This window comes from Chiayiivirga flava (assembly GCF_014202825.1).
Taxonomy (GTDB): Bacteria; Pseudomonadota; Gammaproteobacteria; order Xanthomonadales; family Xanthomonadaceae; genus Chiayiivirga; species Chiayiivirga flava.
Genome location: NZ_JACHHP010000005.1, coordinates 290,280 through 305,272, shown reverse-complemented (window position 1 = coordinate 305,272; position 14,993 = coordinate 290,280). Strand labels below are relative to the sequence as shown.

At 69.7% G+C, this 14,993-nt stretch carries 11 protein-coding genes; 7 read left to right on the top strand and 4 right to left on the bottom strand.

The genetic code is table 11. From position 1 onward, the window contains the following. Positions 1-173: 173 nt before the first annotated feature. Both rdgB and rph read right to left on the bottom strand, forming a co-directional pair. Positions 174-776, bottom strand: coding sequence for an RdgB/HAM1 family non-canonical purine NTP pyrophosphatase (gene rdgB / locus HNQ52_RS14375; RefSeq protein ID WP_183961861.1), 603 nt, complete (start codon positions 774-776; stop codon positions 174-176). Positions 777-786: 10 nt separating this feature from the next. Then, positions 787-1,509 (bottom strand): ribonuclease PH, encoded by a 723-nt coding sequence (rph, locus tag HNQ52_RS14370; protein WP_183961860.1) that lies wholly within the window; start codon positions 1,507-1,509, stop codon positions 787-789. Positions 1,510-1,594: 85 nt separating this feature from the next. Between rph and HNQ52_RS14365 the strand changes: the two genes are divergently transcribed. The 6 genes from HNQ52_RS14365 to recG all read left to right on the top strand — a co-directional run bounded on the left by HNQ52_RS14365 (position 1,595) and on the right by recG (position 9,002). Further along, positions 1,595-2,461, top strand: a complete 867-nt coding sequence (locus tag HNQ52_RS14365; protein WP_183961859.1) for a YicC/YloC family endoribonuclease — start codon at positions 1,595-1,597, stop codon at positions 2,459-2,461. Beyond that, complete coding sequence (gene gmk / locus HNQ52_RS14360; RefSeq protein WP_183961858.1) at positions 2,458-3,096, top strand: guanylate kinase; 639 nt, start codon at positions 2,458-2,460, stop codon at positions 3,094-3,096. Before HNQ52_RS14365 ends, gmk begins: the two co-directional genes overlap by 4 nt. Before the next feature lie 83 nt (positions 3,097-3,179). Continuing rightward, on the top strand, positions 3,180-3,479 hold the full coding sequence (gene rpoZ, locus HNQ52_RS14355; RefSeq protein WP_183961857.1) for a DNA-directed RNA polymerase subunit omega: 300 nt from the start codon (positions 3,180-3,182) through the stop codon (positions 3,477-3,479). A 395-nt stretch (positions 3,480-3,874) separates the two neighbouring features. After that, on the top strand, positions 3,875-6,055 hold the full coding sequence (locus tag HNQ52_RS14350; RefSeq protein ID WP_183961856.1) for a RelA/SpoT family protein: 2,181 nt from the start codon (positions 3,875-3,877) through the stop codon (positions 6,053-6,055). Positions 6,056-6,476: 421 nt separating this feature from the next. Beyond that, positions 6,477-6,860 (top strand): RidA family protein, encoded by a 384-nt coding sequence (locus HNQ52_RS14345; protein ID WP_183961855.1) that lies wholly within the window; start codon positions 6,477-6,479, stop codon positions 6,858-6,860. Next, complete coding sequence (gene recG, locus HNQ52_RS14340; RefSeq protein ID WP_183961854.1) at positions 6,861-9,002, top strand: ATP-dependent DNA helicase RecG; 2,142 nt, start codon at positions 6,861-6,863, stop codon at positions 9,000-9,002. 3 nt (positions 9,003-9,005) lie between these two features. On the opposite strand, the gene HNQ52_RS14335 is transcribed toward recG, so the two are convergent. Next, entirely contained in the window at positions 9,006-10,070 is a 1,065-nt protein-coding gene (locus HNQ52_RS14335) for an acyltransferase family protein (protein WP_183961853.1), read from the bottom strand. 196 nt (positions 10,071-10,266) lie between these two features. Between HNQ52_RS14335 and HNQ52_RS14330 the strand changes: the two genes are divergently transcribed. After that, on the top strand, positions 10,267-11,205 hold the full coding sequence (locus tag HNQ52_RS14330) for a nucleoside hydrolase (protein ID WP_183961852.1): 939 nt from the start codon (positions 10,267-10,269) through the stop codon (positions 11,203-11,205). Between the two features lie 278 nt (positions 11,206-11,483). On the opposite strand, the gene HNQ52_RS14325 is transcribed toward HNQ52_RS14330, so the two are convergent. After that, entirely contained in the window at positions 11,484-14,858 is a 3,375-nt protein-coding gene (locus HNQ52_RS14325) for a mechanosensitive ion channel domain-containing protein (protein WP_183961851.1), read from the bottom strand. Positions 14,859-14,993: the final 135 nt, after the last annotated feature.

Sequence of the window (14,993 nt, the reverse complement as noted above, 5' to 3'; positions counted from 1 at the left end):
GCGCCGCCGGGCAGCAGCATCCGCGTGTTGCCGACGGTTCTTCGACATCGCGCGGTGGCGTGCGTGCCGATGCGTCGGTCCGGTCAACCCGGCAACCTGTGTCCGTGCCTCCGCGGCAGCCGCTCGAGTGCGCGGCCGTGCTTGCCGGTGGCGTGCTGCGGCAACGTGCGCCGTCAGTAGCCCGGCATGCCTGCGGCCAGGCGCTGCCGCAGCGCGTGCATGGCCTGGCCGCGGTGACTCACGCGGTGCTTGGTGGCCGGATCCACTTCGGCTGCGCTCAGGCCGAGCAGCGGATCGAGGAACACGGGGTCGTAACCGAATCCGTGCGCGCCGCGCGGCGCGTCGAGGATGCTGCCGCGCCACAGGCCTTCGCAGACGATGGGTGCGGGGTCGTCCGGCCGCCGCACCAGCGCCAGCACGCAGTGGAAATGTGCGGTGCGGCGCGCGGTCGGCACGTCGCGCAGTGCGTGCAGCAGTTTTGCGATGTTGGCCGCTGCATCGCCGTGGCCGCCGGCGTACCGCGCCGAATACAGGCCGGGCGCACCGTCGAGTGCGTCCACGCACAGGCCCGAATCGTCCGCCAGCGCCGGCAGCCCGGTGGCCGCCGACGCGTGCCGCGCCTTGAGCAGTGCGTTCTCGATGAAGGTGAGACCGGTTTCGTCGGCGTCGACGATGCCGAACTCGGTCTGCGGCACGGCCTGGATGCCGGTGCCGTCGAGCAGGCTGCGGAACTCCGCGAGCTTGCCCGCGTTGCTGCTCGCAAGCACCAGCGTCATCGTGGCGCGCTCAGCGCCCGAGCGCCGCGCGCTGGGCGGCGAAGAGTTCGGTCACGCCCTTGGACGCGAGCGCCAGCAGCGCATCGAGCTCGTCGCGGCGGAAGGCGTGGCCTTCGGCGGTGCCCTGCAGCTCGATGAAGCCGCCACCGTCATTCATGACCACGTTCATGTCGGTGTCGCACTTCGCGTCTTCGGCATAGTCCAGGTCGAGAACCGGCACGCCGCCGAACACGCCCACCGACACCGCCGCCACCGCGCCGAACACCGGATCGCGCGAAATCTCGCCGCGGCGGCGCAGCCAGTCCATCGCATCGACCAGCGCCACGTACGCACCGGTGATCGCCGCCGTGCGCGTGCCGCCGTCGGCCTGCAGCACGTCGCAATCGAGCGTGACGGTGCGCTCGCCGAGCGCGCCGCGATCGATGCACGCGCGCAGGCTGCGCCCGATCAGGCGCTGGATCTCCACCGTGCGCCCGCCCTGCTTGCCGCTGGCCGCCTCTCTCGAATTTCGCGTGTTGGTGGCGCGCGGCAGCATGCCGTATTCCGCCGTGACCCAGCCCTCGTTCTTGCCGCGCAGGAACGGCGGCACGCGGTTCTCGACGCTCGCGGTGCACAACACGCGGGTCTCGCCGAAGGACACCAGCACCGAGCCCTCGGCATGGCGGGTGAAGCCGCGTTCGATCCGCACCTGGCGAAGTTCGTCGGGCGCGCGGCCGCTGGGGCGTGGGGTCATGGAGGGTCTTCGGTTGGGAAAAGCGGTCGATGAGTTTACCATTCGCTCCCGCAACACACGGCGTCCGCACGATGAGCAGCCCCGCATGATCCGCAGCATGACCGGCTTCGCCTCGGGCGAACGCCAGACCCGCTGGGGCACCCTCGCGTGCGAACTGCGCGCGGTGAACCACCGTTACCTGGAGCTGGGCATCCGCGCGCCGGAGGAACTGCGTGCGCTGGAACCGGCCGTGCGCGAGCGCGTTGCGGCGAAGGCATCGCGCGGCAAGCTCGAACTGGGACTGCGTTACCGCGCCGATACCGCCGCGGCGCCGGCGGAACTGCGCATCAACACCGCCTTCCTCGAAAAACTCGGCCTGCTCGCGCTGGAAACGGCGGGCAAGTTCCCCGGCCTGCGCACCGAATTCACCGATCTGCTGCGCTATCCGGGCGTGGTCGAGCAGGACGAGCTCGACACCGCCGGCCTGCACGCCGAATGCCTGCTGCTGGTGGACGAGGTCATTGCCGAATTCGGCCGCTCGCGCGAGCGCGAGGGCGCCAAACTCGCCGACCTGCTGCGCGAACGCCTCGACGGCATCGCCGCGATCTGCGTGCAGGTGCGCGAGTGGCTGCCCGAGATCCGCGCCAACCTGCGCGCCAAGTTCGAAGCCAGGCTCGCCGAGCTCAAGCAGCCGCTGGATCCGGGCCGGCTGGAGCAGGAGCTGGTGCTGTGGATGCAGAAGCTGGACGTGGACGAGGAACTCGACCGCCTGACCGCGCACGTGTCCGAGGCCCGGCGCGTGCTCGGATTGAAGGAGGCCGTCGGCCGGCGCCTGGATTTCCTCATGCAGGAATTCAACCGCGAGGCCAACACGCTCGGCTCCAAATCGTTCGACACCCGCACCAGCCAGGCCGCGATCGAGCTCAAGGTGCTGATCGAACAGATGCGCGAACAGGTGCAGAACCTCGAATGAGCGACCTGCTCACAGGCCATGTCGAGCGCGGCACGCTGTTCGTGGTGGCGGCGCCGTCGGGCGCGGGCAAGAGCTCGCTGGTCAACGCGGTGCTGGCGCAGGAGCCGGACATCTCGCTGTCGATCTCGTTCACCTCGCGCGCGCCGCGTCCCACCGAACGCCACGCCCAGCACTACCACTTCGTCTCGCAGGACGAGTTCCGCGCCATGATCGCGGCCGACGACTTCTTCGAACACGCGCTGGTGCACGGCGACTACAAGGGCACGGCGCGGCAGTCGGTGGAACCGTTCCTTGCCGCCGGACGCGACGTGCTGCTGGAAATCGACTGGCAGGGCGCGCGCCAGGTGCGGCACAAGGTGCCGGACTGCGTGACCATCTTCATCCTGCCGCCATCGCGCGAGGAACTCGAACGCCGGCTGCGCGGGCGGGCGCTGGATTCGGAAGACACCATCCTGCGCCGGCTCGCCGATTCGCGCGAGGAAATCGCGCACGCACCGGAATTCGACTTCCTCGTGATCAACGACAGCTTCGACCGCGCGCTGCGCGACCTGTGCGCCATCGTCCGTGCCCAGCGGCTGCGGCGGCAGGTGCAGGTGACGCGGCATGCCGGGCTGCTGGAGGCCTTGCTGGCGTAGGGGAGCGGATTGCCAAGGCAGGCCGGAATGGCTAACATACGCGGTTCCGATTCGTCATCACCGGCTCCCGGCCGAGGTATTCCATGGCTCGCGTCACCGTAGAAGACTGCCTGGCAGTCGTCGACAACCGTTTCGAACTCGTGCTGATGGCCTCCAAGCGTGCCCGCCAGCTGTCCAAGGGCGCGCAGACCGCGCTCGACGACGACGACAACGAGGACAAGCCCACGGTGCTGGCGCTGCGCGAAATCGCCGCGCGCCGCGTCGACCAGACCCTGATCGACGAAGTGGAGCGCATCGAGCGCGAACGCGCCGAGCGCGAGGCGCTGGAATGGGCCGCCGCGGAAGTCGACGACGACCTGTCCAAGGGTGGCGACGACCTCTGAGGTTGCGCTGCATCGATCTGTGAAAAACGCACCTTCGGGTGCGTTTTTTGTTTCCGGCCCTGGGTTCTGCGCGCCGCGCGCGCAACAGGCTTTTCCCTCATCCGCCTGCCGGCACCTTCTCCCGGTGGGAGAAGGATCCCATCCGTTGAGCGCTACTGCTATCCGCCGTCTCACGGACGCGTCGGCCCAACGCAACCGGCTCTGACGAGTCATTTGGGACATAGGATGCTTGAACGACTCCGGCAGGAGCATCAACGAGGCGATCCTTCTCCCACCGGGAGAAGGTGCCGGCAGGCGGATGAGGGAAGGGCGTGCCAGTGTCCGTCGAGCAAAACGGCACCGAGCCCCGAGCCTCGCAATTGCCCAACCCGCCCCGCCTGCGTACGCTGCGGAGCATGTCCCACCTCACGCCCGTCCTGACGACATCGCCGACCCTGGCCCCCGATCCGTGCCCGGAGCAGGTCGCGCAGCTAGAGCAGCGTCTTGCGGGCTACCTGCCGCCCGAGCAGGTGGCGCAGGTGCGGCGCGCCTACCGGCTGGGCGCCGCGGCGCACGACGGCCAGACGCGCAAGTCCGGCGAGGCCTACATCACCCATCCGGTGGCCGTGGCCGGCATCCTCGCCGACCTGGGCATGGACGCCGAAACCCTCTGCGCGGCCATCCTGCACGACGTGCTCGAAGACACGCCCATCGCACGCGAACGCATCGCCGAGGACTTCGGCGAGGCGGTGGCCGAACTCGTCGACGGCGTCACCAAGCTCGACCGGATCCGCTTCCGCGATCGCCAGGAAGCCGCCGCCGAGAGCTTCCGCAAGATGCTGATGGCGATGGCGCGCGACCTGCGCGTGATCCTGATCAAGCTCGCCGACCGCCTGCACAACATGCGCACGCTCGATTCGATGGCGCCGGACGCGCGCCGCCGCATCGCGCGCGAAACGCTCGACATCTACGCACCGATCGCGCAGCGCCTGGGCATGAACCGCTTCAAGTCCGAGCTGCAGGACCTCGGATTCCGCGCGCTGCATCCCAACCGCTACCGCATCATTTCCAGACGCATCCAGTCGCAGCCGGTGCTGCGGCGCGAATCGATGGCGCGGATCGAGGCGGCGATCGCGCAGAAGCTCACGCACGAGGGCCTCACGCATCGTCTGGTGGGGCGCGTCAAGTCGCCGTACAGCATCTACCAGAAGATGGAGAGCGAGCATAAAAGCTTCGACCAGGTGATGGACGTGTTCGGCTTCCGCGTGGTGGTGGGCAGCGTGATGCAGTGCTACCACGCGCTCGGCGCCGTGCATTCGCTCTACAAGCCGCTCGATGCGCGCTTCCGCGATTTCATCGCCATCCCGAAGGCGAACGGCTACCAGTCGCTGCACACGCTGCTGTTCAGCCCGTTCGGTTCGCCGATCGAAGTGCAGATCCGCACCGACGAGATGGATCTCGTGGCCGAGCGCGGCATCGCCGCGCACTGGCTCTACAAGAAAGCCGGCGTCGCCACCAATAGCGCGCAGACACGCGCGCACGCGTGGCTGTCGGGGTTGCTCGAATCGCAGCAGGCGGCCGGATCGTCGCTGGAATTCCTCGACAACGTGAAGGTGGACCTGTTCCCGGACGAGGTGTATCTGTTCTCGCCCAAGGGCGACATCCTCTCGCTGCCGCGCAACGCCACCGTGCTCGACTACGCCTACGCCGTGCACACCGACGTGGGCGACCACGCCGTCGCCGCACGCGTGGACAAGAAGCTCGTGCCGCTGCGCACGCGCCTGCAGAGCGGACAGACGGTGGAAATCATCACCGCGCCGTCGGCCACGCCCAATCCGAGCTGGCTCGAATGGGTGGTGTCGGGCCGCGCGCGCACCGCGGTGCGGCACTTCCTCAAGCATCTGCAGCACGAGGACGCGATCGAGCTCGGCCACCGCATGCTCGACCGCGCGCTGGAGGCGCTCGACAACTCGCTCGACCGCGTGCCGCCGGCGCGGCTGGAGGCCTACCTCGCGGACAACCGCCTGCGCCGCCTCGAGGACCTGCTGTCGGAAATCGCGCTCGGCAACCGCATGGCCCAGACGGTGGCGCAGGCGCTGTCGCGCGATGCCGATGCCGCCGATGCCGATCCGGCGCTGCCGGCGGCCGTCGCCAGCGCCGAGAAGATCCTCGTCACCGGCGCCGAGCGCGGCGTGCTGTCGTTCGCCAACTGCTGCCACCCGATTCCCGGCGACGAGATCATGGGATTCCTCTCGTCGGGCAAGGGCATCGTGGTGCATCGGCTCGAATGCCCGAACGTGCCGGAGCTGCGCAAATCGCCCGAGCGCTGGGTGCCGATCGCGTGGGACCGCGAAGTGCAGGGCGACTACCGCGCCGGGCTGCGCGTGGAAGTGGAAAACAAGCCCGGCGTGCTGGCGCAGGTGGCGGCTGCCATCGCCGAGGCGCACTCGAACATCGACAACGTCGAGTATCAGGAGCGCGACCTGCGCATGGCGGTGATGCACTTCAGCATCGAGGTCAAGCACCGCAAGCATCTGGCCGATGTCATCCGGCGCGTGCGCCGGCTCGGCGTGGTCGTCGGCGTGCAGCGGCTCTAGCGTCCTTCGCCTCGCGAGAACGCCGCTGTACCTCTTCCTTCTCCCACCGGGAGAAGGTGCCGAAGGCGGATGAAGGCGCCACGTTGTGGACGCCAAGGCAGTTGTCGAAGAAAAAAATTTCATTGCGCCGGTCGATTTCTCCAAGCCGAGCTTCCTTCTCCCATCGGGAGAAGGTGCCGAAGGCGGATGAGGGAGCCACGTTGCGGATGCGCCGAGGCAGTTGTCGAAGGAGATTCTTCATCGCGCTTCGCCGGGAGTTCTGCGGGAGCCCCGGCGTGGCGCCCTCATCCGCCCTGCCGGGCACCTTCTCCCGATGGGAGAAGGAACAGCGAGCGCGCCGATCCAGACGCATCCGCACGATATTCCCAGCAACGCGCACAAGCCTCTACGATGTGTGGACCGCCCTCTCCGCAACCGGCCCATGTCCCGCACCCCGATCCACACCGACACCGCACCTGCCGCCATCGGCCCGTACTCGCAGGCCGTGCGCATCGACAACACCGTCTACCTCAGCGGCCAGATCCCGCTCGATCCGGCCACGATGCAGCTCGTCGACGGCGACATCGCCGCGCAGACGCGCCGCGTGTTCGACAACCTCACGGCCGTGTGCGAGGCGTCCGGCGGTTCGCTCGCGCAGATCGCGCGGATCGGCATCTTTCTCACCGATCTGGGCGATTTCGCCGCCGTCAACGCGGTGATGGCCGAATACTTCACGCCGCCGTATCCCGCGCGTTCCACCGTGCAGGTCTCGGCGCTGCCGCGCGGGGCGCAGGTGGAAGTGGACGCGGTCCTCGTGCTGGGCTGAATGCCGCCCGCGCCGCGCCGTGTCGTGTCCGGTCCGCAGCCATCGGCAGGCGACGCCAGCGTCGCCACGCTGCGCGGTGTCGGGCCGCAGCTCGCGGAGAAACTCGCCGCGCACGGCCTGCGCACCCTGCAGGATCTGTGGCTGCACCTGCCGCTGCGCTACGAGGACCGCACTACGCTGACGCCGATCCGGCAGCTGCTGCCGGGCATGCCGGCCCAGGTCGAGGGGCGCGTGGAGGCGGTCGAGCGCGGGTTCCGCTACCGCCCGATGCTGCGCGTTGCCATCGGCGACGACTCGCAGTCGACCCTGGTGCTGCGTTTTTTTCATTTCCGTGCGGCGCAGGCGGCGTCGTTCCGGGTCGGCAAGCGCGTGCGCTGCTTCGGCGAACCGCGGCCGGGGCAGCATGGCCTGGAAATCGTGCATCCGAGTTACCGCCTGCTCGACGACGACACCGATGCCGCGCTGAGCGCCTCGCTCGATCCGGTCTATCCGGCCGTCGAAGGCCTCGGTGCCGCGACGCTCGCGCGACTTATCGATGCCGCCCTGCAGCGGCTGCCGCCGAACGATGCGCTCGAACTGCTTCCTGCGGCAATGCGCGAAGAGTTCGACCTGCCCGAGTGGCGCGAGGCGCTCCTCGTGCTGCACCGCCCGCCGCCGGACGCCGACATCGCGGCGCTGCGCGAAGGCCGCCATCCCGCCCAGCGACGGCTCGCGCTGGAAGAATTGCTCGCGCACCAGCTCAGCCTGCGGCGGCAGCGGCTTGCGCTCAAGCGCAACGGCGCGCAGCCGCTCAGGCCACGCGGGCGCCTCGCCGCCATGCTGGAAAAATCGCTGCCGTTCCGCCTCACCGGCGCGCAGCGGCGCGTGCTCGACACGATCCGCGCCGATCTCGCGCAAGCCCAACCGATGCTGCGCCTGGTGCAGGGCGACGTCGGCTCGGGCAAGACCGTCGTCGCCGCGCTCGCGGCCCTGGCGGCGGTGGAATGCGGCGCGCAGGTCGCGCTGATGGCACCGACCGAACTGCTGGCCGAGCAGCATCTCAACGCGTTCCGCGCGTGGCTCGAACCGCTGCGCATCGAGGTGGTGTGGCTTGCCGGCAAGGTGAAGGGGCGCGCGCGCAGCGACGCGCTTGCGCGCATCGCCGGCGGCGCCGCGGTGGTGGTGGGCACGCACGCGCTGGTGCAGGACGGCGTCGCGTTCCGCAACCTTGCGCTGGTGATCGTCGACGAGCAGCATCGCTTCGGCGTGCACCAGCGCCTTGCGCTGCGCGACAAGGGCCAGGAAGGCAGCAAGGTGCCGCACCAGCTCGTGATGACCGCAACGCCGATCCCGCGCACGCTCGCGATGACCGCGTACGCCGATCTCGACGTCTCGGCCATCGACGAGCTCCCGCCCGGCCGCACGCCGATCCAGACCGTCGCGATCAACACCCAGCGCCGCGACGAGGTCGTCGCACGCATCCGCGCCGCGTGTGCCGAGGGTCGCCAGGCCTACTGGGTCAACACGCTGATCGAGCAGAGCGAGGAGAGCGACCGGCCCGGCGCCGGCGCGCGCATCGAGGCGCAGGCCGCGCAGACCACGTTCGAACAGCTCTCGCGGCAACTGCCGGAACTGCGCGTGGGACTCATCCACGGCCGCATGAAGCCGGCCGAAAAACAGTCGACGATGACCGCGTTCAAGCGCGGCGAGATCCACCTGCTGGTGGCGACCACGGTCATCGAAGTGGGCGTGGACGTGCCGAACGCCAGCATGATGCTGATCGAAAACGCCGAGCGCCTGGGTCTTGCGCAGCTGCACCAGCTGCGCGGGCGCGTCGGACGCGGCGCCACGGCGTCGAGCTGCGTGCTGATGTACCAGACGCCCCTCTCGCAGCTCGCGCGCGAGCGACTCGCGGTGATGCGCGAAACCACCGACGGGTTCCGCATCGCGGAAAAGGATCTCGAACTGCGCGGCCCGGGCGAACTGCTCGGCACGCGCCAGACCGGGCTTGCGACATTCCGCATCGCCGACCTCGTGCGCGACGCGCCGCTGCTGCCGTCGGTGCAGGCGCTGGCCGACCGGATCATGACGGATTCGCCGGCGCTGGCGGACGCGCTGATTGCACGCTGGGTCGGCAGCGCGGCACGGTTTGCCAGTGCGTGACGCTCACACGGCGGGCTCGGGTGCGCGCGCGGGATTGCCGTTGCGCTTGAGCCGCAGTGCCGGGCGTTCGACCCAGCGCCACGACAGCATCGCCAGCGGCAGCGTGACGACCGTGGCTGCGACAAACAACACAGGCGGCGACAGCGTCGGTATCCACGCCATCAGCATCTGCTGCACAGGAAACCCGTAGAGGAAGAGTCCGTACGACCAGTCGGCCGTGCGCGGCCAGCGCAGCGGCGGCAGCCGGTACGCGAACCACAGGCAGAAATGCAGCGCCGCGAGCATCACCGCCGGTCCGAAGCCGCGCGTGCCGTGCAGCAGGACCGCAAGCAGCACAAGCACCGCCATCGCGCGATGCGAACACGCGATCGCCTCGCGCCAATGCGCCGCGAGCGCGGCGAGCAGGAATATCTGCGACAGCGCACGGTACCCGAGCGGATCGGGTTTGCCGCTCCACCATTCCCACGCACCGAGCGCGAGCACCGCGCCGGCCAAGAGCGTAAACGCCCACCGTCGCCGCACGACCCCCAACGCGGCCAGCACGCCGAGATAGAAGTACCAGCGCACCTCCAGACCCAGCGACCACAGCGTGCCGTTGACCGTGTGCGGGATCGGGTTGTGCTCGAACACGCCCGGCAGCGACCAGGCGAACGTGATCGGAAGCAGGTTCTGACCCAGGTAGTCCCACGTGCCGGCAGCGCCCAGGTACGTTCCGAGCGGCAGCGACGTGAATGCAGGTCCCAGCGCAAACACGCACAGCAGCAGGCAAACGAAATACGCCGGATACACCCGCAGCACGCGATGGCGCGTGTAACGCAGCACGCCCGGATGGCGCAACAGGCTGAGCGTGACGAGATAACCGCTGATGGCGAAGAACAGGTGCACGGCGAGATTGCCGGCGTGGAAACCGGGCATGGTGCGGGCGATGACGTCGGCATCCCCGCGCGGATTGAACGCCAGTGCGTAGCTGTGGCCGTAGATCACCAGCACGGCGGCAAGATGGCGCAGGGCGAGGAAGTTGTCGTCGCGCGTTCCGGAGGCGTCAGCGAGGGGCGCAGCGGCGTGCATGGCGAGGAAGTCTAAAGCCAGCCGAGATCGTGCACGGATGCCGCGCGTATCGTCGCGCGCGCTCCGCGTCTTTGTCCCATCGGCAAGCGGGAGGGGCTCGATCGGCAGCGATCACGCGTCAGCTCGCCCCTCGCGGCTCCACGCGCCGTAAACTGCGCGGCCGCACCACAAGCGCACAGCGCCCACGAGGATCTCCATGCCGCAGCACCGCCTCCTGATCGACACCGACCCCGGCGTCGACGACGCGCTCGCCATCCTCATGGCGCATGCGCATCCCGACGCCCGCATCGAGGCACTGACCATCGCCGCAGGCAATGTCGGGCTGGTCCACACGGTGGCCAACGCGCTGAAGCTGTGCGAGGTTGCCGGGATCGACGCGCCGGTGTTCGCCGGCTGTACCACGCCGCTGGTGCACGCGGCCGAGGACGCCTCGTACGTGCATGGCCGCGATGGCTTCGGCGACACCGGTTACACGCCGGCGGCACGCGCGCCGCACGACGAGCACGCCGCGCTCGCGATGCTTCGGCTCAGCCGCGAGGCGCCCGGCGCGCTCACCTTCGTGATGCTCGGCCCGCTGACCAACCTCGCGCTCGCGCTGCGGCTGGATCCGTCGCTGCCGTCGCGCGTCAAGCGGCTGGTCATCATGGGCGGCGCGGTGACCGGGCGCGGCAACACGCGCATCCCGGTCGAATTCAACATCGGCTTCGATCCGGAAGCCGCACGCATCGTGTTCGAGGCGTGGCCTGCATTCGAGCTGGTCGACTGGGAAGCGACGCTGCGGCACGGCATCGCGCACGACACGTTCGATGCGTGGGTGGCGGGTGACGATCCGAGGGCACGCTTCTACGACGGCATCTCGCGCCAGACGCGCGCGTGGTCCGCCGCGCGCCGCGGCGAGCAGTGGCATTCGGCGGACGGGCTGGCGATGGCGGCGGTGCTCGAACCCGACGGTGTCGTCGAACGGCACGAACGCGCGGCCTTCGTCGAGCTCGACGGCGTGCTCACCCGCGGCGCAACGGTGATCGACTGGGATCGCCGCAGCGAGCGCGCGGCGAACGCCACCATCGTCACGCACTACGATCGCGCGCGGTTCGAAACCATGATCCGCGCGGCGCTCGGCGTCAGAAACGCGTAGTCGCTCGGTATGCGGGAACACGCGGCCCTGATGTGCGCAGACGCGCAGGCCTGAATCCCTTCTCCCGCCGGGAGAAGATGCCGGCAGGCAGATGAGGGCGCCACGTCACGTGATCTGCGAGGTCTTGCACGCGAGCGAACGGTTTCAGCTCGGCTTCGGGCAAAGGCGCGCAGATCTTGCGAGGTGGCGCCCTCATCCGGTCCTGCCGGACCACCTTCTCCCGACGGGAGAAGGAAGCGAGCGCCGTCGCTGCACGTCGGGTTGCAAGAAGGAGCGCACTACCCCTGCGGCTGCACCGCGTCCGCATCCGCCCGCAGCAGATTGATGTTCATCGTGCCCGCGCGCCCGGTGGCGATGTCGTGCTGCTTCATCGCCTCGGCGATGCGCCGGTTCAGGTCGTCGCGCACGCGATTGCGGTGCAGCAGCTCGGCCACGTGCACGCGCAGTTCGAAATCGTAGGTGCCGCCGCTGATCTGCAGGAACCAGCACGTGGGCGGCGGATTGTCGATCACCAGCGGCGTGCTGCGGGCAAGGTCGAGCAGCATGTCGCGCACCTGCACCGGGTCGCTGTCCTGCGCCAGACCCAGCTTGAACACCACGCGCGTGACGGTGTCGCTCAGGGTCCAGTTGACGAAGCGCGAGGTGATGAACATCTTGTTCGGCACCACCACCTCGCGGTTGTCGCCGTCGAGCAGCGTGGTCGCACGCGTGCGGATCTTGGTCACCGTGCCTTCCACTTCGCCGATGGTGATGGTGTCGCCGACGCGGAACGGCCGTTCGAACAGGATGATCAGGCCCGACACGAAATTCGCGAAGATTTCCTGCAGGCCGAAGCCCAGTCCCACCGTCAGCGCCGCAGCCAGCCACTGCAGCTGTTCCCAGCGCACGCCGATCAGCGACAGGCCGAAGATCATGCCGCCGATCACGATGACGTAGCGGCACACGCTGGTGAACGCGTAGCGCGTCGCCGCGTCCAGATGCGTGCGCGAATGCAGGCCGAGCTCGACCAGACCCGGCAGGTTGCGTGCCGCGATGAAGGTGAGCGCGAGCGCGAGCAGGCCGAACAGCAGCGAGCCGAGCGAGATCGGCACCTGGATCGGATTGCCTTCGTCGTTGGTGCCGGACACCTTCCAGACCTCGACGCTGTCCAGCCGCTCCAGCGCCGGCAGCACCGGTGCCCACACCCACAGCAGGCCGAGCAGCAGCAGGACGATGATCAGTGCGCGCAGCAGGCGGCGGGTCTGCACGTTGACGCTTTCGAGCGTCAGCAGCTCGGCTTCCGGATCGGCGGCCGGCGTGCTGCCGGCGTCGGACGCGGCAGGCGTGCTGTCGGATGCTGCCGTACCTGCTTTTGCCGCCTCGGCTCGTGCCGCCTCGATCTCGGCCTCGCGTCGCAGTTCCAGGCGCTTGAGCGCGAGGTGACGCTCGCCCAGCAGGAACCAGCGCGAGATCAGGCCGTGCAGCACGATGGCCGTGGTCAGGACGGCGGCGCTGCGCCACACGCTCGCCAGCAGGATGCCGGCGTTGAGCACGTAGCCGGTCAGCGCCAGCACCACGATCGTCGCGAACCCCGCCACCACGGCGAATCGCAGCAGCTTGCGGATGCGCACGGGCTCGATGTCGACGCTGCCGCGCGAGGTCCAGACCGCGCCGGGCGCAAGCACACGCCAGCCGACCCAGCCGCAGATGCCGCAGGCCGCGATCAGCATCAGGCGCGCAGCCGCGTCCACCGCCGGCTCCTGCCCGCGCACGAAGGCCAGCGCGAGCAGGAACTGCAGAGGCAGCAGGCCGGCGCACAGCCAGGGCACGGCCGCGCGCAGCGCATCGCGGCGCGCGCGCGTCCAGCGGAAATGCTTGTGCCCGAGTCCGTGTTCGCGGCTGAGCCACGCCAGCGACAGGTAGAGATACAGCGCGCCGGCGGCGTAGGCGAACGCGCGGCCGAGCGAATCGCTGAACTTGCCGGCCTGGCCCGCGTGCTGCAGCAGCCAGCCGACGGTGGCGAGCAGCAGCGGCCACGGTGCCGCCGCGAGCAGCGTGAGCACGAGCGCGCGGGCGGTGTAGCGGTACGCATCGGTGCGCACGCGCAGCAGCGGCTGCGCCAGCTGCTCCAGCTGCGAGGGCACGCGATGCGCGAGCCGCAGCAGCACCACGAACAGCAGCAGCGCGAGCGCGACCAGCATCCATTGCTGCTGCATCGCCTCGCCCACCAGGCGCATCGATGTCACGTACCGCGACGGCTTGAACAGGTCCGCCCACGCCGCGATCTGGCGCGCGGCCCACGCGGTGCTCACCGGTTCGTGGCTCGGGAACCACAACAGCTCGCGCCTGAGGATGTCCGACAGCGCGCGCGTCACGTCCAGCTGCTGCGAGAGTGCCTTTTCCAGCTCGACCAGCGCGTCCGACAGCTTGCGTTGCGCGATGCGCTGGCGTTCGACAAGCTCCGCGCGCGTGGCGAAGGCTTCGACCAGCGCGGTGCGTTGCGCGGTCTGTTCCAGGCCGATCTCCTCGTTGTCGTCGCGTTGCAGGGCCTCGTTCGCGGAGGCCTGCGGCGAGGCCAGCGCCGCTGCCTGTTCGTCCAGATCGATCACGCGCAGCTGGCTCTGTGCCAGCTGGCGGCGCGCGGCATCGAGCTGCAGCGCGACATCGGCCGGATCTTCGAGGCGACGCGACTGATTGAGCAGAATCAGGCCGACGGCCTCGTCCGCGCTGCCGAGCTTGAGCCGCGCTTCGGTGTTGCGCAGCGAATCGGACACCTCGCCCTGGCGCCGCTGCGCCTCCCGCAGTGCATCGTTGGTACGGCGCTGTTCGCGCTCGATGCGCAGCAGATCGCGGCCCAGCTCCAGGTTGCGCTCCGCTTCCGCCCGCGTGATCGCATCGCCTTCGCCGACGGCGGCCGCCTGTTCGACCAGGCGCTGCTCCAGCGCATCGAGTTCGGCGTCGGTGCCTTCGGCCAGCAGCGCTTCGAGCACGTCGCTCTGGCGGCGCTGCAGTTCGGTCTCGCGCTGCTGCTGTTGCTGCCGCACGTCCAGCAGGCGACGGTAGCTCGGCATGCGCGCCTGCTCGGCTTCGAGCATCGCGATCTCGGCGCGGGCCTGGCGCACGGCGGCACGCGCCGCGATGCCTGCCGGCGTGGCCTCGGATGCGGTGTCGCTGGCCTGGCCCTGCAACTCCTCGATGCGGCGCCGCGCGGCGTCCAGCGCCTGCGCGATCGCCGCCGGGCGCGCGTCCAGTTCAGCCAGCGTGGCGCCGGTTTCGGCCAGCGCCGCGTTGCTCGCCGCCGCGCTGATGCGCAGCGCGTCCAGGCGCGCGTTGAGCGCCGCGGGGCCGGCGTCGGACTCCACGTCCAGATGCCAGCTGCGGTAGGTGTCGTTGGGATCGGCGCGCAGCGCCCGTTCGATGCGGGTGACCTCGCGCGTGTCGGCGGCGATCGATGCGGTGAGCGCGCGCGCCTCCGCCAGCAGGCGGTCCGCGTCGCGGTCGTTCGCCGTGGCCTGATCGAGCAGCGCGCGCGCCGCGTCGTCCGGGGTGCCGGCGTCGAGCGCGTCGCGGGCGCGTTCGATCGCGCCCTGCAGCGAGGGCGGCGCGGCGTCCTGCGCCGCGGCCGCAGGCGGCGCCAGCAAGAGAAGGAGCAGGAACACGATGGGATGCTTCATCGGCAGATCCACTGGCGCGGCGCGCGGCGCCGCACAGGGTAACCGCGCCGGCGACCGCCGCGTACGGCGGTGCCGCGGGCGGTTCAGCGCCGGCCCGGCCGGCGGCGCCGCCCGGGGCGCGGCTTGCACCCCCGG

Coding starts and splice junctions, on each gene's coding strand:
- rdgB (WP_183961861.1), bottom strand. CDS start 776: ATGACGCTGGTGCTTGCGAGCAGCAACGCGGGCAAGCTCGCGGAGTTC.
- rph (WP_183961860.1), bottom strand. CDS start 1,509: ATGACCCCACGCCCCAGCGGCCGCGCGCCCGACGAACTTCGCCAGGTG.
- HNQ52_RS14365 (WP_183961859.1), top strand. CDS start 1,595: ATGATCCGCAGCATGACCGGCTTCGCCTCGGGCGAACGCCAGACCCGC.
- gmk (WP_183961858.1), top strand. CDS start 2,458: ATGAGCGACCTGCTCACAGGCCATGTCGAGCGCGGCACGCTGTTCGTG.
- rpoZ (WP_183961857.1), top strand. CDS start 3,180: ATGGCTCGCGTCACCGTAGAAGACTGCCTGGCAGTCGTCGACAACCGT.
- HNQ52_RS14350 (WP_183961856.1), top strand. CDS start 3,875: ATGTCCCACCTCACGCCCGTCCTGACGACATCGCCGACCCTGGCCCCC.
- HNQ52_RS14345 (WP_183961855.1), top strand. CDS start 6,477: ATGTCCCGCACCCCGATCCACACCGACACCGCACCTGCCGCCATCGGC.
- recG (WP_183961854.1), top strand. CDS start 6,861: ATGCCGCCCGCGCCGCGCCGTGTCGTGTCCGGTCCGCAGCCATCGGCA.
- HNQ52_RS14335 (WP_183961853.1), bottom strand. CDS start 10,070: ATGCACGCCGCTGCGCCCCTCGCTGACGCCTCCGGAACGCGCGACGAC.
- HNQ52_RS14330 (WP_183961852.1), top strand. CDS start 10,267: ATGCCGCAGCACCGCCTCCTGATCGACACCGACCCCGGCGTCGACGAC.
- HNQ52_RS14325 (WP_183961851.1), bottom strand. CDS start 14,858: ATGAAGCATCCCATCGTGTTCCTGCTCCTTCTCTTGCTGGCGCCGCCT.